Raw genomic sequence first — 25,033 nt, forward strand, 5'->3', positions numbered from 1 at the left:
CCCGACCGAGGCAGCGCTCTCCAACAGCGCTCCTGATCGCCCGGATGGACGCATAGCTCAGTTGGTAGAGCAGCTGACTCTTAATCAGCGGGTCCTAGGTTCGAGCCCTAGTGCGTCCACCACCTTTTCAATGACTTAGCGGCATTTCGCGAACCGGATCGCGCTCCAAGGTAGCATTCAAGGTAGCGGTCCTTATGCGACGCTGTGAGACATTCTAGCGCCGGATAGAGTGCGAGCATCGACGGCAAAAGGCCCGGTCGTCTTCCCGCAGCTTCAGTGTCCGAAAGTGGGCCGATTGCAGACAGGCGGCTTTCGTTATCGTGAGGTGCCGAAGCGGACGTCCATTGATCAGGATTCAACGGCGGAAAGCGACCCATTGCGGCGGTTCCGCTGACGATTCAGGGCATCTCGAAAGCGGACACTGGCCGATGTTGCTACTTCAAGGCGATGAGGCCGGCGTCGGTGGGGTTAAACCCGCAAGCGTCGAATAAAACGGTCGGAAGCGCGGTTCAAAATCCACATGGAACCACTCGCAGCCGGCTTGTTTCGCCCGATCAACCGCCTCCACTATCAGGGCTCTTGCAAAGCCCTTTCTGGTCCTCTTTCCGGGAACAATGACTGGAACACACGGTCGATCAAATCAGGATATCCGACGGGTCAAGGCTAACCACGCCCACCACCTTGATGAACCCCCCGTTGAAATACAGCTCGGCATTGCCGTCGACATAATAGATCTGGAGGCCGCCATTGTTCGGGTTCCCGGCCTCCGTCCCGCGCAGATCGATCACGTCGTTGTCGCCCGGCTCCTGTCCGAAATCCCAGATGATGTCCGACGCGGAAAGGCCGTTGAACACGAAGCGGTCGTCGCCGCCACCGCCCCATAGCTCATCATTCCCCGTACCGCCGTCGAGCGTGTCGCTGCCGCCTGCAGCCATGCCGGCACCCGATGCACCGTCGCCGTAGAGTTTGTCGTTGCCGCGGCCGCCTTTGAGCACGTCGTTGCCGCCGTGCCCGCCTGAGGCGATCGTCGCGGCATCGCCGTAGAGCAAATCGTCGCCGTCACCGCCGGAGAGACGATCGTTGGCGCCTCGGCTGCCGGCGCCTATGGTGCTAAGATCGCCATAGAGCGTGTCGTTGCCAAGCTCGCCATAGAGCGCATCGCTCTGCCAGCCGCCGAAGATCGCGTCGTCATCCGCGCCGCCGTAGAGCGAATCCTCACCCTTGTCGCCACGCACCAGATCCGCGCCAAAACCCGCGAAGATCACATCGGCCCCCTTGCCCCCGCTGATCTGGTCGTCACCGAAGCCGCCCGTGAGACGATCATTCTCCCCGGAGCCGGTGACCGTCTCCGGCGGCGGCGGGCCGTCCACCGCGAAGAGTTGCACCTTGATGCCGCTGTCCGATCCGAGATCGCCCTCGTCGCCCGTCCAGGCAACTGCGAAGCGATCGCCGCCCAGGCTGGTGACGCTCGGCCCCTCCGCGTTGATGGAGGAAGGCGCGTTGACCTGGAATTCCTCGTCCAGGCGGGCACCATCGGCGTCGAACACCTGCGCGCGGATGGTCGCCGTTGGCGCGGGCACGCCGGGCGATTCTGCGCCGTCCTGCCAGACCACGATAAAGCGCCCGTCGGAAAGCGCGGCGACATCTGGGTTATACTGGTCGGCCGCAATCTCGCTGTTCACGGTGAAGACGTCACTGATTGGCTGGCCGCTGGGATCGAAGATACGTGCCCTGATCTCGGAGCCCGGGTCGTTCACAGGATCGTTACCGAACTCCCCATCGCGCCAGACCACGACGAAATTGCCGTTGGACAGTTGCGCGATCGAAGGATCCGGCCTTCCGCCCGCTGCCTCGCCGATTTCGAATGGGGTGGCGCTCAGTCCGTTGCGCTGGCGGATCTGGCCGTAAAAGGCGGTTTCGCCACCCTCCATAGCGTGCTCTTCATCCCTGTAACCGTACCAGGTTACGACGAAACTTGTGTTGGACAGCGTGGCCACCGCCTTGGTATCGACGCTACTGTCCCAGCCATATGAAAAGTGGGACCAACCTGTGCCTGCAGGCGATCGCACTTCGCCCTCGCCGTTATATTCGCCGCTCCACACCGTCACGACGCCGCCATCGGGAAAGGAGGCGATTTCAGGGTTGCGATGATAATAGTCGTAATCGGTCAGATGTTCAGGTCCCGCCGGCACTCCGTTCAGGTCAAGATACTGGGTATTCACCGAAGTGCCCGGCAGGCTATTTTCCTCGCCACTGCTGTAGGCGACCGCGAAGCTACCATCGGGCCGCGCCGTCACGGTCGGGCTGAACTGTGCATCGGTGGTGATCGTGTTGACGCGAAATTCTTCGGCGATCGCCTGCCCCGGCAACAGCGCTCGAGCTTGGATCTCGAAGTCAAGATTATTCGCATCATCGGGCCGGAACTCACTGCGCCAGACAACGACGAAGCCGCCATCCGCAGTACCCGCGATGTCGGCTGTATTCTGTGTTCCATAGGTATTGCCGGCGTTGACGAGGAACTCGCTGCCGATCCTGAATGGCATAACGCTCACTCCTATTTGAACGGTCGCCAATGAGCGGCCCCGGCACAGCGCCGCCGAATGCGGTAGGCACTCAACCCTCATATCGGATTCGCGCGCGATTTCGCAGAAGCGCAGACCATGCTTGAGCCACACCGCCCGCTTTTCGGGACCGACCATGCATCAGGCAGCGGAATAGGGAATTGCGGGACGATTCTGTCGCTGCAATGGCAGCCATCCATCCGGTTATGGATGCCTGGCCTGCATCTGAACCAACGGCAGATTTCGCGATCGTCCGCAGGCAGGGCGAGTGTCCGCAATGCGGGCGCGTAGCTGTGGCCTATTGGAGACTATAACCATGAGGCTGCTTGCACAGGTCGCGTTCCAGCTTGTGACGCTCCTGATTACCTATCTGGTTTGGCGTCGCTTTGGACTGATCGGACTGTTGATTGGGGTTCCGATTGCCTTCCTGTTTGGATTCTGCGGTGCCAAGGCAAAGCATCGGTGGCGGCAACACCGCTAGATCCGGAGATTTTCGACGGAAACGATTAGTGAGAGGCTAGCGGCTAATTTTGGCAGCTAGCGGTCCCGCAGCCTTCGGTGAAGCAAGTAAAGCGGTCTCCTCAGGACGATCGCCAACGAATGATCAAGCTATCGGCCACGCTTTCCTCTGATTCTTTGTTCACACGCTCGTAGGCAGCCGCCTTTCCGCGAGGAGGACGCCGAAGGCGGCCAAGGCGAGGCAGAGAGCGAGGAAGAGCATCGGGACGAGATCGCTGCCGCTTTCGTCCCGGATGCGGGGCACCACCGTCTGCGCGACGAAGCCGCCGAGATTGCCGATCGAATTGATGGCCGCAAAGCCGGCAGCGGCGCTGGCCCCTTTCAAGAAGCGCGGCGGCAATGTCCAAAACACCGGCTGCCCCGAAAAGATCGCCGGGGCCGCGATGCACAGCATGACGAACTTGAGCACCGGGCCGGGCACGATGACGCTCAGCACCAGCGCCACCGCGCCGATGAGCGCCGGCCCCGCGATGTGCCAACGCTGGTTCTGGAAGCGCGCCGCGTGGCGGGGCACCCACCACAGAGCGAGGCCGACCAGGGTCCACGGAATAACATTCAGCAAGCCGTTGATCGTGTTCGAGACTCCGAAGCCTTTGACGATCGTCGGCAGCCAATAGCCAAGCCCATAGGCGGCGAGCGGAAAACCGATATAGGCAACGGAGAGGGCCAGCACGCGCGGATCGGCGAGCGCGCGCATCGGGTTGCGATGATCCGCGACATGTTCGCCCGACCGCTCCGCCCGGAGTACATCCGCCAGCCAGCTTTTCTGCCGCTCCGTTAGCCAACGCGCCTCGGCAGGGCCGCTCGGCAACGTCGCGAGCACCACCGGCACCAGGATCACCGCCGGTATCCCGGTAGCGATGAACACCCATTGCCAGCCGCGCAGGCCCAGCATGCCGTCGAGATCGAGCAACACGCCACCGATCGCCGCACCGACCGCGTTCGCAACCGCGCTTGCCAGCATGAAGGAACCGACCGCCCGTGCCCGGTGCGCCTGCGGGAACCACAGCGTCAACGCATAGAGCACGCCGGGAAAAAACCCCGCCTCGGCTGCACCGAGCAGGAAGCGCAGCACGTAGAACATGGTGGGACTGGTGGTGAAGCCAAGCAGCACCGTGACCACGCCCCAGGTCGCCATGATCCGCGCGAACCACACCCTCGCTCCAACCTTTTCGAGCAGCAGGTTGCTCGGCACCTCGAACAGGAAATATCCGATGAAGAACAGCGAGGCGCCGAGGCCATAAGCGGCCTCGCTGAGGCTCAAGTCGCTCACCATCTGCAGCTTGGCATAGGAGACGTTCTGCCGGTCGATATAGGCAACCATGTAGATGAGCCCGAGGAGCGGCATCAGCCGCCAGGAAACACGGCTGATCGTCGCCCGCCCCAAATCGTCCATATTCATTCTCCTTAGGCGCGGCTCCGAACCCGCGACCGCCACATAATCATGAGGCGCCGCCTCTGCGTGACCGGCATCGTTGCGCTTTTCGCTCGAACAGGCAGGTCAAGGCCAGCGGACCGCATAGAGTGCGTGATGGGTGAGCACGTAAAGGATGTTCCGCTCCGCCCCTCCGAAGATCAGCTGCAGCGGCCGATCGGGCACGTCGATCCGGCCGAGCTGCCGGCCATCGCTCGCGTGGACGAACACTTGCCCGTTCGCGACATAGACGCGGCCATCCGGGCCCGTGGCCACACTCTCGCCGCCGCGATCGGCGAACACCTTGAGGTCGGTGACCGCACCCGTCGCGTCCACTAACCCGCTATAGGTCTTGTTTTCGGAGGCGTTGGTGACGAGGACACGTCCGCCCGCCTTGGCCGTGATCCAGCCATAGGCGTCCAGCGCATGCGAGAAGCGCATGGCGCGGAAGTCGGGTGGGCCCTGTAAGACCGTCCGGTAGGCAGGCAGCACCAGGCTGCCGTCGGGCGAGACATATTGCCGTGCGTTGGGTGCGCCGATCTCTGCAGCGAAGATCTCGGCCAGCGTCCGGAAGCGGTAGGTCTTGGTATCGAGCTGGTCGCGGAACTCGCCATTCGCCCACCAATTGGCGGGTAGCGCGATGGCCGCTTCGGCGCGTGCCGTCCCCGGTGTCGCTTCAATGAGGGCGAGCTCGCCGTCGGGGCTGCCTGGCTTGAAGCTGTAGACGGTTCCGCCTGCTCCACTCGCGGAGAGGACCATGAGGTTGCCGGAGCGGTCGGCGGCAAGATTGACGGGATCGAGCGGCTGGTCGCGCACGATCTCCAGCCGCCGCGCATCGGACCAGGCGTAGATGCGCTGCGCGCGCCGATCGACGAAGTAGAGCGTGCCCTCCGGTCCGACTGCCGCGCCGCCGAGCGAATGGAAGCCATCGGCGAGCCGCTCCACGCGGCTACCGTCGAACGTGGCGGCTGCGGGCGGAGGGGCGTCTCCCTTCACGTCCAGCACGGCGAACTGCCGCTCGCGCACCTCGACGCCGCGGGTGACGTCGTAAATGGCGTTGGCAAACGGGAACTTGGTGAGCCTCAGGAAGGTGAAGCACCCCACCTCGTCACAGGTGCCGACGCCGCTTTCCCCGTTCACATGCACGTTACGAAAGTGGATATCGTGCGAATCGTAGAGGGTGACCGCGGCGGGGGCCGCCTTGCGGGTGCGCGTCACGCGATAGGCATGCAGATTCGCCACCAGTATGTTCCGGGAGCTGCGGATCTCGAGCGCCACCGCGTCGCCGCTCTCGCCTGCCTCGCCCTCCGTCTGCGGCGCGAGCAACTCCCAATTCGCCACGCGGTTGAGCCCGATCTCGGTACGCACATGATGTTCGACCGAGGCCTGGATGATCCGCCCGGGGGTCTGCGTGTCCGAGATGTAGATGCCGGGATGGCCGAAGGTGCTGGGGCTCCAGATGTTGGCGAAGGTGCCGCCGCCTCCCTTGGTGACCCAGAGGCTGGCATATTGCCCGTCCCAGCGGCGCGCCGGATCGGGATCGCCGGTCTGGTTGCCATTGTAAGGGCTGAGCCGCGTGCCATTGAACAGGTTGGTGCCATGGCCGCCCTGGAACTTGACGTCGGCGACCAGCGATGAAGCCCCGGCAGTCCACAGCAGGGCCGTCGCGCGCGGATTGACGCCGTTGGTGTTGAGCCCGAGACCGACCACCAGATTGTCGCCTCCGGCCGCGCTTTGGACGAGCGCCTTGGGCGGGCCGACGCCCTGGAAGCCGGCGGTGCGGTCGGGGAGGATGATTTGGGTGAGGCTCGGGTGGAGGCCGATGAGGACGCTGTCGGGGCGCAACCGCAACGTATCGGATACATGGTAGAAGCCCGACGGGAAGTAGACCACGCGGTGCCCGTCGATCGCGCGCTGGATCGCGGCCGTGTCGTCGGTCTTGTCGTCCCCCCTGGCCCCGAGCGCGCGTATGTCGGCCCAGTCCGATACGGGCGGCAGCGGCCGGATGGCGGGCGCGGTGCGCGGCGGGAGCTCAGCGATCGCCTCAGCGCTGAATTGTGTCTGATAGGCACCCATCTCACCGGTCGAAGGCAAGGTCAGGCCGTAAGTGAAAGAGGACACCCGATAGGCGCCCCCCTTTCCTGTCACCGACCGCCCGCTCTCGCGGAAGCGGGCGAAGGTCGGCGTCTTCGCCACGACGACATCCTGGAAGCCGACCTGCGTGTAGACGTTGTTCTCGTTCGAGATCAGGACGGCGGCGCGCGAGACGTTCTCGAATCTAAGCTGCTGGCCCCACAACCAGTCGCCATAGCCCTTGTCGATCTCGATCCCGACCGGCGTATCGCGGAACGCGACGTTGACCATAGTGAGCCCCGCCTCATGCTCGCGGATGGCGGCGTCGCGCTGTCCCTCGAACGTCGCATCGACGAGGGCGAACGGCCAGGCAGGCGAGGTTTTTTCGGCGAGGATGCCGTAGCGCCCGCCGCGGAACACCAGCTTCTCAGCATAGTTGGCGACATGATAGAGGCCGGCGAGACCCGAGCCGATGTGGAACTCGGCATGGCTGACATAGGCATGCTGCGCGGCGTGGAAGCGGATGGCGGCCGCTGCCGGATTGCCGGGGCCGATGCGGAAATCGATGTTGCTGAGCGCTGAGTAGAAGGTGCCGGGATTTGCATCGGCGATATTGGGATTGAACGGCACGCTCCCGGGCGGCGGGAAAGGAACCCGCCCCGGCGCGGCGGGATCGCGCTCGCGGGCGCCGGCGAAGATCAGCATGTTGGACAGGCCACGCTGGAAGCCGGGCGTATTGGCGCCGAGCAGGATGACGGGCCGCTGAGCGCCCACGCCGAAGATGCGCACGCCCGGCCAGAGGAAGAGGGTCTTGCTGATCCGGTAGGTGCCCGACGGGAGGAAGACGATGCCGCCGCCCTTGTCGGCCGCGTGATTGATCGCGCGCTGGATCGCCGGCCCGTCATCCGCCTTCCCATTGCCCTTGCCCACGACCGTGACGGCGTTCGGCTCCGGCGGCGCAGTGAGATAGATGGACTGGGCGGTGGCGGGTGCAGCCGCCATCGTCAGGAGAAGAGCTGCGACCCGGATCCACAACTCCCTGCGCATGGCGGCACCTTGAGAAGAAGCCCCCGGTCGCGAGGCCGGGAGCAGGGGGAGATCAACCGAATTCACCTTCGTCACCACAGGGCTGCCGCCTAGAAGCGCAGGCGCGCGCCCAGGCGGAAGGTCGTGCCCAACGTGTCGTAGAGCGCGGGATTGACGTCCAGGCCCGTATTGGTCTGGGGCGAAGGCGTCGGGTCCTTGTCGAACACATTGTCTACCTTGCCGTAGAGGGTGAAGGCCTCGCTGACCTCGTAGGAAGCCCCGATATCGACGTAGAAGGCGCCGGGCATCTCGTTGAAGTCGATGGTCGGGTGATTGCCGGTGGAGACCGGGCAGTTCGACTGGCACACCACATATTGGTTGCCGAACACCCCGTCGCTGAACCAGCGCTCCTGCACCGTCAGGGTGAGCGGGCCATTCTCGTAAGTCTGGACCCCCAGCAACTTCCAATGCGGCGTGGCCCCGGTGTTCGCACCGGCCTGGTCCACCGGATCGACGCCGGCGATGCCCGCATCGACGATGAACTCGCGGACGTGCGTGGCGAGCGCGCGCAGGGTGAACGTGCCTGAAAGGCCAAGCGGCCGCTGCCACTGGTAGCTCGCCTCGATGTTGAAGCCGCTCGTCTTCCACGACGCCAGGTTGAAGGGTTGGACATTGATGTAGTTCAGGCTCTGGTCGGCATTATCCAGGCTGAAGCCGCCGCAGAAGGCCTGATTGCCGTCTTTGCAGAAGCGGACGATCTGATCGGCCGTCAGGGAAGAAATCACGCCATTGAGTTTGATGTTGTAATAATCGACCGACAGGCTGAGGCCCGGCGCCCAGGACGGACGCGAATAGACGATGCCGAGCTCGGTATCGCGCGCGATTTCCGGCTTCAGATTGGGGTTGCCAATCGTGTACTGGAACGCCGTCACCGCGCGCGGCGGATCCGTGAACGGATTGCTGAAGCTCGGCAGGGTCGTGACGGTCGGCGCGGCGAACAGCTCCGACAGGTTCGGCGCGCGCACGTCGCGGGAGGTCACCGCGCGCAGCTTCAGGCCATCAAGCGGCGTCGTCCAGGTTCCGCCGACTTTCCAGGCCCAGACGGTGCCGGATGTGCTGTAGTTCGTCACGCGGGCGGCCGCGTTCACGTTGGCGCGACCCAGCGCCTTGCTGTTCCACAGCGGCACGTCGACCTCGACGAAACCTTCATAGACGTCATAGGCGCCGCCGCCATTCTTGTAGTTGCCGGCGGCATAGTTGCTGCCCTGCGCGGAATTGAGCAGCGGATCGGCCGGATATTCGGGGCTGTTGGGGCTCAGCTCCGAAACGCCGGCGCCATAGGGATCGGCGCGGACCTGATAGAATTCGTGGCGATACTCACCACCGAACGCGATCGAGAGCGGTCCCGCCCACAGGTCGAACGGCTCGCCCGAGAAGTTGATGCTGGCGACATCCTGAGTCAGCCTGGTGTTCTGGAACGGGCCGTTGGGCGGCATGATATAGTCGAGCGCCGCCTGCGAGGGACGCGGGGACCCGAACACGTTGATCGGCTGGCAGCCCAGCGCCCGCGCATTGGGATCGGCGCAGACGATGGTGCCGTTCAGCACGATGGCATTGGTGGCGGCGACATAGCGGTTCTGCAGAACGATCTGCTCGACGTCGATATACGACTTGGTGGTGCCCTTCTGGTAATAGGCGTCATATTTCCAGTCGCGCCCGCCGATGCCGAAGCTTCCCTTAAGCCCGGCGACGAAGCGATATTGGCGCCGGTCCGTATAGACTTGCGGGCTCGGGAACGAACCGTTGCTGGTGCCCAGGGTGAACTGGGTGATCCCCGCCGTCGCGCACCGGTCCCGCACCAGCTGCGGCACGAACGGATTGGAGCACTGGATGGGCAGGCTCGAGCGATTGTAGCCGGGGCTCGGCTGGTTGTGCGTCCTGACCCGCGCCACGTTGACCGAGACGTAGATCTCGTTGCCCTCGGCGAAATCATAGCCCAGGCGGCCATAGCCGTTGATCCGCTCCAGCGACGACTTCAGCGACGCGCCCGAGCCGACCGCGCCCGACAGGTCGCCGCCGACGCAGAAGGAGTTGCCCGGATAGCAGTTGCTGACCCGGCCGTTGCCGAGCGGCACGCCGTTCGAGCCATAGTTGAAATTATAGGGCGTGCCGTTCGCATCGAACGCGGTGCCCTGTAGCGGGCCGTTGTTGATCAGCCCGTAGAGCGAATATTGATAGGGCTGCGCATAGTCGCGATAATTGTATTGCGGCAGGCCGTTGTCGGTGATGCCGGTATTCAACAGCGTCGAGGCACGGTGCCAATCGCGGCTCCCGGCAAGGTCGATGCCGAAATGGCCGGGGCCGACGCCGCCCTCATGGTCATATTCGCCGCTCAGCACGAGGTGCAGGCGGTTGTCGAGGAACGCCTTGCCATAGGCTGCCTGGACGAGCGCGGTCCCGTCATCGCCATATTTGGTGACGCTGCCCATGACATTGGCCTTGAAGCCTTCGAAGCGCGTGTCGGTAATGAAGTTGACGACACCGCCGACTGCGTCCGAGCCATAGGAAGCGGAAGCGCCGCCGTTGACGACGTCGACCCGCTTGACCAGCAGCTGCGGGAACATGCTGATGTCGGGGACGCCGGTGACGTTCGCGCCAACCACGCGCTGCCCGTCCAGCAAGGTCAGCGTGCGGATCGGCTGGAGACCGCGAAGCGAGAAGGAACTGAGGCCCTGCAGGCCGCTCGAGGTGCTGAAGGTGCCGGTCGCGGCGCCGGTCGAGCCTTGCAGCGAGGGCAGCTGCGCGATGGTGTTGAAGATGTTGGGCTGAGCTGCGTTCTGGATCTGCTCCTCGCCGATGACGGTGGTCGGCGTAGGAGCGGTGAATCCGCTCGTGGTGATGCGGGTGCCGGTGACGATGATCTCGCGCTCGTCCCTGGCCGCATCGGCCGGACCAGTTTGGGCGGTCGCGGGCGCGGCCGTATCGGGCGAAGGCGCCGAGGGGGGCGTTTCCTGCGCCGCGTCTTGCGCGAATGCCGGGCTGCCGAGCGCAAGTCCGAGCGCGACAATGCCGGTGCTCATGAGAAAGGGAAGGCGGCGCGGAAGAGAGGTCTTCGTCATGTCTCAAGCCCCCGAATGGATCGTTCCCGGCCCCTGCCGGCTCGAGTTGCATCCGAGGGCTTAACGCAACGATGGTAGCGCTACATCTACGACCAAAGTCGAAGTGCGGCGTTCAGGGCTGCACCGCGTACAAGCTGCGGTGCGTGAGAATGAAGAGCGTGCGGCCACCCTCGCCCCCGAAGACCAGCTGCAGCGGCCGCTCCGGCACGTCGATTCGGCCGAGCTGACGGCCATCGGGCGCGAAGGCGAACACCTGCCCGTTCGCGACGAAGACGCGCCCGCGCTGGTCCATTGCGACACTTTCGCCGCCGCGATTGGCGAAGAGGCGGAGATCGGTGAGCGTGCCGCCGTCGCCGACCACGCCGCTATAGGTCACATTCTCCGAGCTGTTGGACACGAGCACGCGCTCGCCTTTCCTGGCCTGGAGCAGCCCCGTCGTGTTGAGGCTGTCCGTCCAGCGCCAACCGATCCGATCGATCGGACCCTGCTGCCACACCGGAAAGGCGGGCAGGACCAGGCTGCCGTCGGGCGAGACATATTCGTTTGCCTTCGGCGTCCCGACATCGCGCGCGAACATCTCCGCGAGCGTCGTGAATTCGTAGGTGTCGTGGTTCAGCTGGTCGCGGAACTCGCCGTTGTTCCACCAATTTGCCGGCAGCGCGACCTTGGCGTCCCCGCCCTTGCGTGCCGGTGTCGGCTCGATCACCGTAAGGCGATCCTTCGGTCCGTTCGGATCGAACGAATAGACGGTCCCATATTTGCCCTGGCCCGACACGACCATGAGGTGGCCCGACCGGTCGACGGCAAGGTTGACGGGATCGAGCGGGTGATCGCGGATGACCTCCAGCCCGCGCGCCTGCGTCCAGCGATGGATGCGCTGGAAGCGGCGATCGACGAAGTAGAGCGTCCCATCCGCCGCCACGCTCGCGCCCGAGATGGAGAAGAACCCATCGGCGATCTTCCGGAGCTCGCCGGCGCCGGGCAGTTGGGATTCCGCCGGCTTCTCCTGCACGCCCTTGATGTACAGCTTGGCGAATTCGCGCTCGCGCGTGAAGATGCCGTTGGTCGCGTCCTCGATCGCATTCTCGAACGGGAACTTGCTCGCGCGGAGATAGGTGCCGCAGGCGTCGTCGCTGCACAGTGCCGCGCCGCTTTCGGCGTTGCTGTGCAGGTTGTGGAAGCGGATATCGGTCGAATTGTAGATTTTGATCGCGCTGCGCGCCGGATGATAGGTGCGGGTGACGCGATAGGCATGGTAATTGGCGAAGAGCAGGTTCCTCGAATTGCTGATCTGGAGCCCGATGGCATTGGGCCCGTCGCTCACCTCCTGCTCGGTCTGCGGCGCATAGAATTCCCAGTTCTGCACATTGTCGAGCACGAACTCGTTGCGGGCATGATGCTCCACCGACACTTCGAAGATGCGCCCCGGCGTGCTGGTGTCGCTGATATAGAAGCCGGCGGAGGCGAAATTCTGCGGGCTCCACACGTCCGCAAAGGTGCCGCCGCCGCCGTCCGTCACCCAGATGCTGGGATATTGTCCGTCGAGCCGATCGTCGAGGATCGGATCCCCGCCCCGCGTCGACCGGTAATAGAGCGGCTTGCCGTCGGGCGTGACGGTGCCGCCGCCGCCCGCGATCTTGACGTCCTCCACCAGGCTGTTCGCGCCGGAGCGCCACAGCAAGGCCGACGCGCGGGGATTGATGCGGCCGGTGAACAGGCCGATGCCGTTCAGGATATTGTCGCCGCCCCGCGGGCTTTCGATGATCGGAACCACCGTTCCCACGCCCGCGTGCCGCGGGTTGTCCTCAGGGATGGAGAGCTGGGTGATCGCCGGATGCAGTCCCACCAGCACGGTGTCGGGCCGAAGCTTCAGCGTATCGGTCACCCGGTAGTGGCCGATCGGAAAATACAGTACGCGGTTGGTGTCGATGGCGCGCTGGATCGCGGCCGTGTCGTCGGTCTCCCAATCGCCCTTGACGCCCAGCGTCCTGACGTTGACCCATTCGCGCATGGGCGGCGTGTCGCGGATGATCTGCGCCTGCGCGGGGAGCGCCGCGATCGGCCTGATCTCCGCCTCGGTCTTATATTCCCCGAATCGGCCTTGGCCGGACAGGTGCAGGCCATAGCTGAACGAGGCGACTTCGTAGCTGCGCCCCTTCCCGGGCACCGTCCTGCCGCTGTCCCGGAATCGCGCGAAGACCGGCGTGTTGCTCGCCACCGCGCCTTCAAAGCCGATCTGGGTGAACACCCGATCCTCGCTGGAGATGATCACGCCCGCCCGGCTGACATTCTCGAAGCGAATGTTCTTGCCCCAGAGCGAATCGGAATAGCCGCGGTCGATCTCGATCCCCACCGGCGTGTTGCGGATGGAGACATTCGCCATGGTGAGCCGCGCCTCGTGCTCGCGGATGGCCGCGTCGCGCTGTCCGTCGAACGTCGCGTCGACGAGCGTGAACTGCCATGCCGGCGACGTCTTTTCCGTGACGATGCCATAGCGGCCGCCGTGGAAGTGCACGTCCTTCATCATGTTGCCGGCCTGATAGACGCCGGCGAAGCCCGACCCGATGCGGAAGTTCATGTGGTTGAGGAAGGCGTGCTGGGCCATGCGGAAGCGGATCGCGGCGGCCGCCGGATTGCCGACGCCGATCTCCACGTCGATATTGGCCATGGCGGAATAGAAGGTGCCCGAATGGGCATCGCGCTGCTCGCGATCCCGCGGCACCATTGTGGGCACCGGAACCGGCGGCTTGCCCGGCTGATATTGCGGGTTGCCGCCGAACACGACCATCGTCGACACGCCCTTCTGGAAGCCGGGCGTATTGGGCGCGAGCACGAGCACTGGGCGCGTGGCGCCTACGCCGTAGATGCGAACGCCCGGCGGGACGACCACGGTCCCGGTCAGGCGGTAGCGCCCGGAGGGAAGGAAGACGATGCCGTGACCGCTCTGGTCGCGTGCGGTATCGAGCGCCTTCTGGATGGCCACGGTATCGTCGGTGCGTCCGTCGCCCCGGCCTTTGACCGTCACCGCACGCGGCTCGTCCGGCACGGTCGGATAGACCGATCGCGATTGGGCCAGACTCGGTCCCGCGAACACCAGAAGAAACACCGCCAGGAGAAGCGCACGCATAGGCCGACCCATCCTTTCGCGAGGGCCGATTCGGCCAGCTCAGCAGATCGTTACGGCGCAAGTGGGGCAAGGTCACCTGCTACCAAGGTCGTATTTCCAAGTGTGGAAGAGCCGCTATTTCAGCGTTGTCAGTGGCGGAATTCCGCCGATCTGGGCAGAGGCGACGATCTTGCGGAAGAACGCCAATCAAAGCGGCAGCACGCCGATGGCGGTGATCGTCATGGGGGTTAGCGGGTGTGGCAAATCGACGGTCGGCGCGTTGCTGGCGGAGCGGCTGCGCTGCCGCTTTCTCGAAGGCGACATGTTTCACGACGCCGCTGCGATCGAGAAGATGCGCCGCGGCGACCCGCTCACCGACGGGGACAGATGGCCCTGGCTCGACCGGATCGGCGAGACGGCCGCGAGCGCGGTAGCGAGCGAAGGAACGATCGTAGTCGCCTGCTCGGCGCTCCGCCGTGCCTATCGCGACCGGTTGCGGGCCGCGATCCCCGCGCGGACCCATTTCGTGATGCTCGACAATAGCCGCGAGGAGATCATGCGGCGCCTGACGGCGCGGACGCACGAATTCATGCCGGCGAGCTTGCTCGACAGCCAGTTCGCGACGCTCGAGCGGCCATCGGCGGATGAGCCCGTCCTCGTCCTGCTCGGCAACGTGTCGCCCGAGGCGCTGTGTCGAATGACGATCGACCGACTGACGAGCCTGCAGGTCAGGGCATAAGCCGCTTGCGCCCCTCCCAGAGGTGCCAGCGCATGGCGAGCGCTGCACCTTCCGGGTCCTGCACGCGGATTGCCTCGACGATCATCTCGTGCTCGCGCAACATGGTTTCGATCACCTCGGGCGCACGCGACCGGGATATGTCGACGCCAGCCCGCATGATCCTGTCGATATCGTGCTCCAGCGCATTAAAGGCGGCGGCGAAGGCATCGTTCGCGGTCGCTTCGGCGACACAACGGTGAAAGGCGAGGTCCTCCTCATGGGCCGGCGCACTGGACAGCAGCGCCCCGCGCAGATTTTCAAGCGCCTGCTCGATCTCGGCCATCGCCTCGCTGGAACGACGCTGGGCCGCGAGCCGGGCCGCCTCCGCCTCAAGCACCAGCCGCACCTCGTAGCTGCCCATGGTGGTCGGCATCTCCGCCCAGGGCATAAAGGCCGCCAGCCGATCCGAAGGGCGGCTCTTGACGTAGGAGCCCGCCCCGCGTCGCGTCTCGGTGAAGCCGTCGGACGTCAGCCGCGCCAGCGCCTCCCGCACGATGGTGCGCGACATGCCCAGCATTTCGGCCAGGCCCGATTCGGACGGGAGCCGATCGCCGACCTGCAGGGAACGCGAATTGATAAGCTCAACGATGCCCGCATAGGCGCGATCGGCCAACCTTGCGTGGCTCATAGGCGCCCCTCCTTTATCGCGCACCTATCCTATGGACGCCGTTCTGGAGCAAGGGCAATCGGAAAAGCCTGGCTTAATCTGTCCGACAGATTGTGCAGAAAACGCGCCTCCCCTCCCCTATTTCTCGCCGAAAGTCCAAATATGCACTTGAATCTGTCGGACCAATCCTTCTAAGTTTCGGCTGCGGGCAATCGATGCTGACGCCAGATCAGTCATCCGTCCGCGAGAGGAGGATGGACCGATGAGCATGCATTTCGCGCAAGCCGACCTTGACCGCGGGGCGCCCCCCGATTTTCCGGCCACGCTCACCCCCACACAGCTCAAGGTTCTTCAGGGTGTCCACTCAGGCCTGATGAACAAGCAGATCGCGTTCGAACTCGGGATCGCCGAGTCTACCGTCAAGGCGCACATGACGGCGCTTATGCGCAAGCTGAAGGTCCGCAATCGCACTCAGGTGGCCGTCGTAGCCGGGTCCCTGGACCGGATCGCTCTCGGTTGAGCCCCGGCCCCGCCATGCCTGCCAAGGACGGTGCAGATGACCCGACTGCAAAACCTCGACCATGAGACTGACGCTGCAGACGCTTGTCAGGCGCCCCGTAGCAGGCGCATGACGACCGTCCGAAGGCGCTGGTAGTTCCCACCCGTCAGTGGGCCGAGAATACCGCGCTGCTCCTCCGGAAGAAAGGCGAGTGGATGCCCATGAAGCCGAAACACATAATGATCGAACCAAGCACGCCAAGCCGCGCGTTCGCTCGCCGGTCGCTCGGCTAGGGTGATCATCGCGAGCAGCATCGCCGCATAGGGCGGATCGGAGCCGGCGGCGAATCCGTCCCACCAGAAATTGACCAGGACGTTGAGATCGTCCAGCGCCTCGACTTGATGCCACCAGAGCTTGGGAATGTAGATCGCATCGCCCGCCTCAAGCTCGGACACCAGGGCGGAATCGCGTATCGCTTCGAAGCGGGGAAAGCGCGGGTCGCCCGGCTCGCTGCCAGCGGACAGGCTAATGGGTTGGCCTGCTATGGTGCGATCGATCGGACCGACATAGAGATCGGCGATCGCTTCGGGCGGATAGAGGGTAAACCGACGCCTGCCGGCCGCGACACACGCCACATTATCCATCGTGTCGTAGTGGCAGGCGACGCGCGAGGCGTTCCCGACCCAGAATCGCGGCTTCACCGCATCAGGAACAAAGGGGAGACGGGTGTATGCCTCGATGCCGGGGAAATGCCGTTCCGACCGCAAGGAGCCCATATAGAGCGCCTGTCCATCGTGCCCGCCAGCCCTATCGGCGATGCGCTGGAGGCCCTCGGCGACGGCGATATTCTCGCGCGTGAAGTTGAACCCGGCAAGCGCTGGGGCATAATCATAGCGTCCTTCGATCTCGGCCTTGCCGATGAAGATTTCGGCCTCGCTTCCCGCATCGAGGCGGTTGAGCATCTCGATCACACCGTTCGCGCCGGTTCCGGACAGCAGTGGCCAGGATCTCGCCGCGCCTGGCAGCAGGACGGGCCGGCCAGGAGTCATGATACGGGCGCGGAACGCCGCGTAGTCGGTAAGTTCATCCGCGTCGGCAACGGGCAGCGCGACGGTCATGTGAGACTGGCGAACAGGCGATCGTTACGCATGCGCGCCAAGCGCCGAATGTGCTGGATTGATGCCGCTTGCGCGTAGGCGATCTGAAGATCGCCCCGCCGGAAAAGATCGAGCGCGGCGTCGTCCGGCAGCGCGTGCAGCGAATCTAGGCTGACGGAGTAAAGTCCCTCCAGCCGCAGCCTGTCCCCGTCGTCGAAATCGAGCGTAATGTCGATCGGCTCGATTAGGTGATGGGCAAGAAAGCGATCAATGATTGCGCAGGTTTCGGGCAGCCCATGATGCAGCATGTGCATCGCGCGCTGGACGCGCTTGAGAGTCTCGCTCGGTTGTCCGGCAGCGTCGAAAAGCGGCTCCCCATCGGCAGCGAAGACGAGCTCGTCCGGGTCGATCGCGATCTTCCCGTCCGAAAGGAAAAAGCCCTGCCGCACGAGATCGGCGGGGCGATAGCCGGGGAGTGAGCCATCGTTCGCGAGCAGGTTTTGCCCCGGCTCCAGCCCCATTACGGCACCGGCATAAAAGGCGCCCGACTCGGGATCCTTCGTGAATAGGATCGGGTAGTCGTGCATGGCCGGAAGGAACTCGGTCGCCACGATCTGCACAAAGTTTCGATTTGCCGCGTTGTGCGTGTCCAGACGGAGATTCGCATGGGTCGTGTGGTCCAGAAACTCCAGCCTTCCCATTCGCTTATCCCTTTCCAACGTGAACGGCGGCAGGTTAGCATGAATACTCCGACAAAAGCTTGCATTTGTTACTGATTGGGATATGGTAGCGCTAACCTGGCAACCTAGGTCAGCTGTCCCTCGTCGGACGGCGATGTGGCACGCGGCTCGTCGGGGATAGGTCAGGCCCTCTAAGCATAAGGGGGCGGCCTGGAGAGGGAGAAGGGCATGTTTAAGATTCGGCCTGCACAAATCAGCTCAATTGTTAGCGCTAACATCCTTTCTTTGGGTGCGAGCGCTGCGGCGCTGGCATGGGCCGCTCCGGCCTTGGCGCGGGATGGCGGCGATGCCCCTACCGGACCGGCGACTCCGCCCTTGGCGGGAGGATCCACAACGCCTTCAGCCCCGGTCCAGGAAACCGATCCCGCCGCGGCGGACGATCGCGCCAGACAAGCCCAAACCGACGAAATCGTCATCACCGGCCTGCGTGGCTCGCTCCAGCGCAACCTGGACGTCAAGCGGACGTCGCCCGGTGTGGTCGACGTGATCTCGGCCGAGGATATCGGCAAGTTCCCCGATTCGAACGTCGCGGCCTCGCTCCAGCGCCTTCCGGGCGTATCGATCCAGCGCAGCGGCGCGCGCGGCGAGCCGACCGGCATCACGGTGCGCGGCTTTGGCGGCGACTTCAATACGACCCTGTATGACGGGCGGCGCATCTCGACCGCGACGGGCGGACGCCAGATCGACTTCAGCACGGTCGGTGTCGATTTCATCGGTCAGCTGAGCGTTCTGAAGACGCCGGATGTGTCGCTTTCCGCGAGCGCGATCGGCGCCACGGTCGATATTCAGTTTCCCAAGCCGTTCGATCGCCCCGGCTTTCGTGTGGCGGCCACCGCCTCGGGTTCGATTCAGGACCGCGCCGGGAAGATCGTCCCCACGGCCGGCCTTCTCGTCAGCAACACGTTCAATGACACGTTCGGCGTGCTGGCCAACGTCATCTACACGCGGCGCGACACCGACACCAACCGCGTCTTCGTCAACGGTTGGCCGGGCGGCAATTTCGCGCCGTGCCAGCTTGCCGGAAGCACGGCCCCGACCTGCGCGCCAGCAAATCCCGGTCCCGGTGTGACCGCGTCCAACGCGCGCACCATTCCGGGCTGGTTCCCGCAGCAATATGGTGCGGAGCAACAGCGCGTGAGCGACGAGCGCATCGACGCGCGTCTCGCACTCCAATGGCAGCCCTCCGACGACATCATGGTCACGCTGGACAACAACTTCTCGCGCCAGGAAGTCGTTTCGGAGAACTACGCGTTCGGCGTCTGGTTCAACCAGACCGATCTGCGCAACGTCGAGCAGGACGAAAATGGCACGGCCGTCAATTTCACCCAGGCGGGCAGCCCGACGGACTTCACCTCGGCGCTGAACAAGGAAATCCTCAAGACCAATCAGACCGGCCTGAACATCAAGATCGACGCTTCGGAGAATCTGAGCTTCGAGGTCGATGGCGCTTATGCGAAGAGCTGGCGCAATCCGGGCGATCATGTCGGAAGCCTCAACGCCGACATCGGATATGGCGGCGCGCTGGGCACCAACCTGCAATTCATCGTGGATGGCGACAGCAAGGACGCGTTCCCATCCATCGCCAATTTCGGGCCGGCGGGCAATGCCGCGAACTGGGCAAACCAGGCACTGATTGGCTCGCACGTCACCGTAAACCAGACCCAGCGCAACACCGACGAGCTGTGGCAGTTCCGCGCGGCAGGCACCTGGGAGCAGGATGATCTCACCGTCAAATTTGGTGGTCAGTTCTACCAGGACACGTTCGACTTCCTGAACCAGAGCACCTTCACCAACAATTTCTGGCAGGCCTATGCCGGCTATGGCACGCCTTCGGGTCGAACCACCGGTATCGCCCCCCTGCCCGCTTCCCTGTACGAGGGCAGCATCAGCCTCGCTGATTTCATTCCGGGCTATAAGGGCAGCCTGCCGCCGTCAGTCTTCCTGTTCAGTCCGGTTGCCTATCAGAACTACCTGACGGGCCTCGGAAATCCGCAGACCCAGGTCATCCCGGGATTCAACTACGGATCAGTCAACGGGTTCACCGGGACGTTCGATGAGCAGATTGACCCCGGAAGCGTGATGAATGTGCGCGAACGGACCTGGTCGCTTTTCCTGCGGGTCAATTTCAAGACCGAGATCGCGGGCATGCCGTTCCACTTCAACGCCGGAGTGCGCAACGAGACCACCAATCTTCGTTCGATCGGCCAGGGTCGGTTGCCGACGTCGATCGCCACGAGCACCGCGGATCCCACGTTGCTCACCGTGTCCTATGGACCAACCCAGCCGATCGAGAGCAGCAGCAACTATTCCTTCCTGCTCCCGAGCGTGGACGCGCGGCTCGAGATCACGCCGGAGTTCCTGGTCCGCCTGAGCGCCTCGCGCACACTGACGCGGCCAGCGCTCAACCTGCTCAATCCAGTGCTCAACGTAGGGTCCGGCCAGCGTATCGGCGCGCTGACCGCGAACGGCGGCAACCCGAATCTGCGGCCTTATCTGGCCGACAATTTCGATCTCGCCGCCGAATGGTATTACCAGAGGAACTCCTATCTCTCGGTCAATGCCTTCCTCAAGAATGTCAGCAACTTCATCGTCGGCGGCGTGACCACACAGGAGATCAACGACGTCATCGATCCCACGACCGGGCGGCCTGCGATCTTCTCGGTCACCCAACAGGTCAACGGGCCGGATGCCACGGTTCGCGGCATCGAACTCGCGTGGCAGCATGTGTTCGGAGATTCCGGCTTCGGCTTCCAGGCCAACGCCACCTTCGTCAACACCAACCGGCCCTATGACGACCAGGATCTCTCGCAGACCGGATTCGCGGTCACGGGTCTTGCCAATTCCGCCAACTTCGTCGGTTTCTATGACAAGGACGGGTTCCAGATCCGCGCCGCGGTCAACTGGCGTGACGAATATCTGCTCCAGTTCGGCCAGAACCAGAATACCGGTTCGTTCGGCGCAGAACCAACCTTCGTGGACGAAAGCTTCCAGATCGATCTGAGCACAAGCTATGATTTCAACAGGAACTTCAGCGTCTTCGCTGAAGCATTGAATATCACCAATAACCAGCAGAGCACGCATGGGCGCTTTTCGAACCAGATGCTGGACGTATTCGATTACGGGCGGCGTTACACGCTCGGCCTGCGTTTCCGCTACTAGGGCTCCCCTGATGGGCGGGGCGCGGTCACCCGCGCCCTGCCGCCTTTTCCGACTGTGATCCCATGCAGCAAGTGAAGCGTATCGTTATCGTTGGGGGCGGCACGGCTGGCTGGCTGACCGCTGGCGTAATCGCCGCCCGGCATCACGCGCGGAAGCCCCACGGTTTCAGCGTGACTCTCGTCGAATCCCCCAACATTCCGATCATCGGCGTCGGCGAGGGCACCTGGCCGACGCTGCGCACTACGCTTCGCCGGATCAGTGTGCGCGAAACGGATTTCTTTCGCCATTGCGATGCCGCGTTCAAGCAGGGCGCGCGCTTCAACCGATGGACGACCGGCGCTTCGGACGACGGCTATTATCACCCGCTCATGCTGCCGCAGAGCTTCGCGCGCGTGAATCTCGTTCCCCATTGGCTGGCCGATGGCGAAGGCAGCTTCTGTGACGCGGTGACCCCGCAAGGGCAGTTATGCGACGCGGGCCTTGCGCCGAAGACCATCGCCACGCCAGAATATGAGGCGCTCGCCAACTACGCTTATCACCTCGATGCCGGGAAATTCTCGAGCTTCCTGCAGCGGCATTGCTGCGAAACGCTGGGCGTGCAGCATGTCGTGGCCGATGTGACCGATGTCCGCATGGCGGAGAATGGCGACGTGGCGGCATTGGAAACCGCGCAGGGGCCCGTGATCGAGGGCGACCTGTTCGTCGACTGCACGGGGTTCCGCGCGCTGCTGATCGGCGAGGCGATGGGCGTTCCGTTCCGCGAATGCAGCGACATCCTCTTCTGCGACACGGCGCTGGCGGTTCAGGTCCCCTATGCGGACGAGGCCGATCCGGTTGCCTGCCATACCATTTCGACGGCGCAATCGGCTGGCTGGATCTGGGATATCGGCTTGCCGACGCGGCGCGGCGTCGGCCATGTCTTTTCGAGCAGCCACATCAGCGCGGAGCGAGCCGAAGACGAGCTTCGCGCCTATATCGGACCCGCGGCCGGCGACCTTGCCGTGCGCCGCATACCCATCCGCTCGGGGCATCGCGAAACTTTCTGGAAGGGGAATGTCGTGGCGGTCGGCCTGGCAGCCGGCTTCCTGGAGCCGCTCGAAGCCTCCGCGATCGTCCTGATCGAGCTGTCGGCGAAGATGATCGCCGAGCAGCTTCCGCCCAATCGCGAAGTGATGGACTTCCTCGCCCGGCGCTACAACGAGACGACCCATTATCGATGGGGACGGATCATCGATTTTCTCAAGCTCCATTATGCGCTGACCCAGCGCACCGACAGCGACTTCTGGCGCGACAACAGGCGCCCCGAAACGATCCCCGATCGGCTCCGGGAACTGATGGAGCTGTGGAAGTATCAGGCGCCATGGCTGCACGACGAATTCGATCGCGCGGAGGAAGTCTTCCCGGCGGCGAGCTATCAATATGTCCTCTATGGCATGGGGCACCGCACCGAGGTGCCGCGGGGCGCCAGCGATACCGATGCCGAGCTCGCCCAGCGCGCCTGGCGGGAGAACCGTGCCCAGACCGCACGCCTGATGGCCGGCCTGCCGCGCCATCGCGAGCTGCTCGAGAAGATCGCCCAGCACGGCATGCAGCCGGTATGATTATGCGCTGAGCGAAAGGGCGCGCCGCAAGAGGGAGAAGAGACCAATGTGCATGGTGGTTCGGCGCGTGATGATCGCATGGCTCGGCTCGGCGGCGGCGCTGCCCGCCGCGCAAGCTGCGCCGCCGCCACCAGCGGCGCAGGAGGAGCGCGGCCGCCCGGACGAGGCGATCCGCCTCGCGCGCGAACTCGTGGCGAAGATGACGATCGAGGAGAAGCTGCCCCAGCTCCTCAACACCGCGCCCGCAATCCCCCGGCTCGATATCCCAGCATATAATTGGTGGACGGAGTCGCTGCATGGCGCGCTGGGGCCGATCCCCACCACCAACTTTCCCGAACCCGTCGGACTGGCCGCGACATTCGACGCGCCGCTGGTCGGACAGGTCGCGGGCGCAATCAGCATGGAGGTGCGCGCCTTCCATACATTGGCCCGCCAGACCGGGCGGCTGGGGCGGATCGGAACCGGGCTCGACACCTGGTCCCCGAACATCAACATCTTCCGCGATCCGCGCTGGGGGCGCGGGCAGGAAACCTATGGCGAGGATCCGTTCCTGACCGCGGAGATCGGCAAGGCCTTCATTCGGGGGATGCAAGGCCCCGACCCGGACCGTCCGCATGTGATCGCCACGCCGAAGCATTTCGCGGTTCACAGCGGACCCGAGGCCACGCGCCACCACGACAATTTCTACGCCTCGCCCTATGATCTTGAAGACACCTATCTGCCCGCGTTCCGCGCGGCGATCGTCGAGGCGCGCGCGGGATCGATCATGTGCGCGTACAACCGCGTCGATGGTCAGCCGGCGTGCGCGAGCGACCTGCTGCTGAAGGAGCATCTGCGCGAGGCCTGGGGGTTCAAGGGCTATGTCGTCTCCGATTGCGATGCGGTGCGCGACATCGACGAGAACCACAAATATGCACCCGACGCGGCGGCGGGCGTCGCCATCGCGCTCCGATCCGGCGTGGACAATGAGTGCAACACGAACACGCTGTCCGATACCGCGGGGCTGGAGAACCGCTATCGCGATGCGCTCGCCCGCGGGCTGCTGACCGAAAGCCAGATCGACGAGAGCCTCGTGCTGCTTTTCGCCGCGCGCTACCGCACCGGCGACCTGCGCGGCGTGGCGAATGCGCCTTCTGCCGTTCCGGTCAGCGCGATCGGCGCGGCGGAGCATCGCGAGCTCACGCTCCGCGCAGCCGAACGGTCGATGGTCCTGCTCAAAAATTCAGGCGTGCTGCCGCTGAAGCCGGATACCCGGGTCGCGGTGATCGGGCCGCTCGGCGACGCGACGCGGGTACTGCGCGGAAACTATTCCTCGACGCTGACGGGGCGGCCGGTCTCGATCGTCGACGGATTGCGCGCGGCGCTCGGCGATTCCAACGTGACGCTGGTCCCCTTCGGCGAATCGGTGACCGATGGCGACCGGGTGCCGACATCGGCGCTGCGCACGCCCGACGGGCAGCCGGGCGTGCTCGTGCGCTACTACAACCCGACCACGCCGGTGCCGGCGAAGTTCGCGCCCGGGACTCGCGACAAGCTCCTGCAAAGCGTCCGATATGCTGCGGAGCCGGTCGTGACGCGGATCGAGCCGGATGTCGGCGATCGCCAGCTGGAGCTGGCGCGGGTGGCCGATGTCCACCGCAGGGTGTTCTCGGGATTTCTCGTTCCGCCCGAAACCGGCACCTATCGCATCGGTCTGACCGGCCCTGGCGGGACACTGCAGTTCGATGGCCGGATGATCGCGGATCGCCGCAAGGCCAAATATAACGACCTCCCCAGCCTGACGACGTTCCAGCTCACCGCCGGCAAACGCTATCCCTTCACGATCGAGGGCGGTGGCTCCGATCTGGTGTGGAAACGCATATCAGGCACGCCGGACGCCGGCCTCAAGCGCGCCGCCGCGGGCGCCGACGCACTGATCGCCGTGGTCGGGCTCACCTCCGACATGGAAGCCGAGGAAACCTCGTTCAAGATCGAAGGCTTCTCGGGTGGCGACAAGACCTCGCTCGATCTGCCGCGCGATCAGCTCGCCATGCTCGAACAGGCGCGCGCGACCGGAAAGCCGATCATCCTCGTCGCGATGAACGGGAGCCCGATCAACCTGCAGTGGGGCAAGGATCACGCCGCCGCCATTCTGGAGGCATGGTATCCCGGAGAAGCGGGCGGAACCGCCGCGGCGAACATCCTCACCGGACGGACCAACCCGTCGGGGCGTCTGCCGCTTACCTTCTACAAGAGCGTCGATGATCTGCCGCCCTTCGACGACTATTCGATGAAGGGGCGGACCTATCGCTATTTCACGGGCACGCCAGTCTATCCGTTCGGCCATGGCCTCAGCTACACCAGCTTCAGCTATGGGCCGGTGAAGGTGCGAGCGGCGCGCGATGGCGCGCAGAGCGGCATCACCGTCATCATGAATCTCACCAACACCGGCGCGCGCGCGGGCGATGAGGTCGCGCAGCTCTATCTCGCCTTTCCGCAGCGTCCCGGAATACCGCGCATCGCCTTGCGCGGGTTTCAGCGCGTCTCGCTCAAGCCGGGCGAGACGAAGGCGCTGACCTTTGACCTGTCGTCGCGCGATATCTCAAGCGTTACGCCGGATGGCGTGCGCTGGGTCGCGCCCGGCAGCTATCGCGTGACGGTCGGATCAGGTCAGCCGGGAACTGCCGTCGCAGGCGAAAGCGCGACCTTCACGGTCGAGAAGCCGCAGGAACTGCCCAAATGAAACGACGGCCCC

At 64.4% G+C, this 25,033-nt stretch carries 13 protein-coding genes and 1 tRNA gene; 6 read left to right on the plus strand and 8 right to left on the minus strand.

Annotated elements, in window-relative coordinates:
- Positions 1 to 46 precede the first annotated feature (46 nt).
- Positions 47 to 122: transfer RNA gene (locus ACO227_RS16460), tRNA-Lys, on the plus strand.
- A 513-nt stretch (positions 123 to 635) separates the two neighbouring features.
- On the opposite strand, the gene ACO227_RS16465 is transcribed toward ACO227_RS16460, so the two are convergent.
- The 5 genes from ACO227_RS16465 to ACO227_RS16485 all read right to left on the minus strand — a co-directional run bounded on the left by ACO227_RS16465 (position 636) and on the right by ACO227_RS16485 (position 13,839).
- Positions 636 to 2,543 carry a calcium-binding protein gene (locus ACO227_RS16465; protein ID WP_423603191.1) on the minus strand — a complete coding sequence of 636 codons (1,908 nt, stop codon included), beginning with the start codon at positions 2,541 to 2,543 and terminating at the stop codon, positions 636 to 638.
- Between the two features lie 658 nt (positions 2,544 to 3,201).
- Positions 3,202 to 4,518: an MFS transporter gene (locus ACO227_RS16470; RefSeq protein WP_423603193.1), complete on the minus strand. Its 1,317-nt coding sequence runs from the start codon at positions 4,516 to 4,518 to the stop codon at positions 3,202 to 3,204.
- Positions 4,519 to 4,581: 63 nt separating this feature from the next.
- Entirely contained in the window at positions 4,582 to 7,569 is a 2,988-nt protein-coding gene (locus tag ACO227_RS16475; RefSeq protein WP_423603195.1) for a glycosyl hydrolase family 28-related protein, read from the minus strand.
- A gap of 134 nt (positions 7,570 to 7,703) precedes the next feature.
- Complete coding sequence (locus ACO227_RS16480; RefSeq protein WP_423603196.1) at positions 7,704 to 10,673, minus strand: TonB-dependent receptor plug domain-containing protein; 2,970 nt, start codon at positions 10,671 to 10,673, stop codon at positions 7,704 to 7,706.
- 151 nt (positions 10,674 to 10,824) lie between these two features.
- On the minus strand, positions 10,825 to 13,839 hold the full coding sequence (locus tag ACO227_RS16485) for a glycosyl hydrolase family 28-related protein (RefSeq protein WP_423603197.1): 3,015 nt from the start codon (positions 13,837 to 13,839) through the stop codon (positions 10,825 to 10,827).
- A 205-nt stretch (positions 13,840 to 14,044) separates the two neighbouring features.
- On the opposite strand from ACO227_RS16485, the gene ACO227_RS16490 reads away from it, so the two are divergent.
- Positions 14,045 to 14,557, plus strand: coding sequence for a gluconokinase (locus ACO227_RS16490; protein WP_423603198.1), 513 nt, complete (start codon positions 14,045 to 14,047; stop codon positions 14,555 to 14,557).
- Here ACO227_RS16490 and ACO227_RS16495 read toward each other — a convergent pair.
- Positions 14,547 to 15,224 carry a FadR/GntR family transcriptional regulator gene (locus tag ACO227_RS16495; protein ID WP_423603200.1) on the minus strand — a complete coding sequence of 226 codons (678 nt, stop codon included), beginning with the start codon at positions 15,222 to 15,224 and terminating at the stop codon, positions 14,547 to 14,549. The genes ACO227_RS16490 and ACO227_RS16495 overlap by 11 nt on opposite strands.
- A gap of 247 nt (positions 15,225 to 15,471) precedes the next feature.
- On the opposite strand from ACO227_RS16495, the gene ACO227_RS16500 reads away from it, so the two are divergent.
- Entirely contained in the window at positions 15,472 to 15,723 is a 252-nt protein-coding gene (locus ACO227_RS16500; RefSeq protein WP_423607389.1) for a helix-turn-helix domain-containing protein, read from the plus strand.
- An 86-nt stretch (positions 15,724 to 15,809) separates the two neighbouring features.
- On the opposite strand, the gene ACO227_RS16505 is transcribed toward ACO227_RS16500, so the two are convergent.
- Both ACO227_RS16505 and ACO227_RS16510 read right to left on the minus strand, forming a co-directional pair.
- Positions 15,810 to 16,820 (minus strand): cupin-like domain-containing protein, encoded by a 1,011-nt coding sequence (locus ACO227_RS16505; RefSeq protein WP_423603202.1) that lies wholly within the window; start codon positions 16,818 to 16,820, stop codon positions 15,810 to 15,812.
- A complete protein-coding gene (locus tag ACO227_RS16510; protein WP_423603204.1) occupies positions 16,817 to 17,500 on the minus strand; it encodes a SapC family protein in 684 nt (227 codons plus the stop codon). The genes ACO227_RS16505 and ACO227_RS16510 overlap by 4 nt, the downstream gene beginning before the upstream one ends.
- A 207-nt stretch (positions 17,501 to 17,707) precedes the next feature.
- Between ACO227_RS16510 and ACO227_RS16515 the strand changes: the two genes are divergently transcribed.
- From ACO227_RS16515 to ACO227_RS16525, 3 genes are all read left to right on the plus strand, one after another.
- On the plus strand, positions 17,708 to 20,698 hold the full coding sequence (locus ACO227_RS16515) for a TonB-dependent receptor (RefSeq protein WP_423603205.1): 2,991 nt from the start codon (positions 17,708 to 17,710) through the stop codon (positions 20,696 to 20,698).
- A 62-nt stretch (positions 20,699 to 20,760) separates the two neighbouring features.
- Positions 20,761 to 22,299: a tryptophan halogenase family protein gene (locus ACO227_RS16520; protein ID WP_423603207.1), complete on the plus strand. Its 1,539-nt coding sequence runs from the start codon at positions 20,761 to 20,763 to the stop codon at positions 22,297 to 22,299.
- Positions 22,300 to 22,345: 46 nt separating this feature from the next.
- Positions 22,346 to 25,021: a glycoside hydrolase family 3 C-terminal domain-containing protein gene (locus ACO227_RS16525; RefSeq protein ID WP_423603208.1), complete on the plus strand. Its 2,676-nt coding sequence runs from the start codon at positions 22,346 to 22,348 to the stop codon at positions 25,019 to 25,021.
- The last annotated feature ends 12 nt before the right edge of the window (positions 25,022 to 25,033 follow it).

This window comes from Sphingomonas sp. MS122 (assembly GCF_049532975.1).
Taxonomy (GTDB): domain Bacteria; phylum Pseudomonadota; class Alphaproteobacteria; order Sphingomonadales; family Sphingomonadaceae; genus Sphingomonas.

What these genes read in the sequence shown, in the direction of transcription:
- ACO227_RS16465 (WP_423603191.1), bottom strand. Translation starts at nt 2,543, where the DNA reads ATGCCATTCAGGATCGGCAGCGAGTTCCTCGTCAACGCCGGCAATACC.
- ACO227_RS16475 (WP_423603195.1), bottom strand. Translation starts at nt 7,569, where the DNA reads ATGGCGGCTGCACCCGCCACCGCCCAGTCCATCTATCTCACTGCGCCG.
- ACO227_RS16480 (WP_423603196.1), bottom strand. Translation starts at nt 10,673, where the DNA reads ATGAGCACCGGCATTGTCGCGCTCGGACTTGCGCTCGGCAGCCCGGCA.
- ACO227_RS16485 (WP_423603197.1), bottom strand. Translation starts at nt 13,839, where the DNA reads ATGCGTGCGCTTCTCCTGGCGGTGTTTCTTCTGGTGTTCGCGGGACCG.
- ACO227_RS16490 (WP_423603198.1), top strand. Translation starts at nt 14,045, where the DNA reads ATGGCGGTGATCGTCATGGGGGTTAGCGGGTGTGGCAAATCGACGGTC.
- ACO227_RS16495 (WP_423603200.1), bottom strand. Translation starts at nt 15,224, where the DNA reads ATGAGCCACGCAAGGTTGGCCGATCGCGCCTATGCGGGCATCGTTGAG.
- ACO227_RS16500 (WP_423607389.1), top strand. Translation starts at nt 15,472, where the DNA reads ATGCATTTCGCGCAAGCCGACCTTGACCGCGGGGCGCCCCCCGATTTT.
- ACO227_RS16505 (WP_423603202.1), bottom strand. Translation starts at nt 16,820, where the DNA reads ATGACCGTCGCGCTGCCCGTTGCCGACGCGGATGAACTTACCGACTAC.
- ACO227_RS16510 (WP_423603204.1), bottom strand. Translation starts at nt 17,500, where the DNA reads ATGGGAAGGCTGGAGTTTCTGGACCACACGACCCATGCGAATCTCCGT.
- ACO227_RS16515 (WP_423603205.1), top strand. Translation starts at nt 17,708, where the DNA reads ATGTTTAAGATTCGGCCTGCACAAATCAGCTCAATTGTTAGCGCTAAC.
- ACO227_RS16520 (WP_423603207.1), top strand. Translation starts at nt 20,761, where the DNA reads ATGCAGCAAGTGAAGCGTATCGTTATCGTTGGGGGCGGCACGGCTGGC.
- ACO227_RS16525 (WP_423603208.1), top strand. Translation starts at nt 22,346, where the DNA reads ATGTGCATGGTGGTTCGGCGCGTGATGATCGCATGGCTCGGCTCGGCG.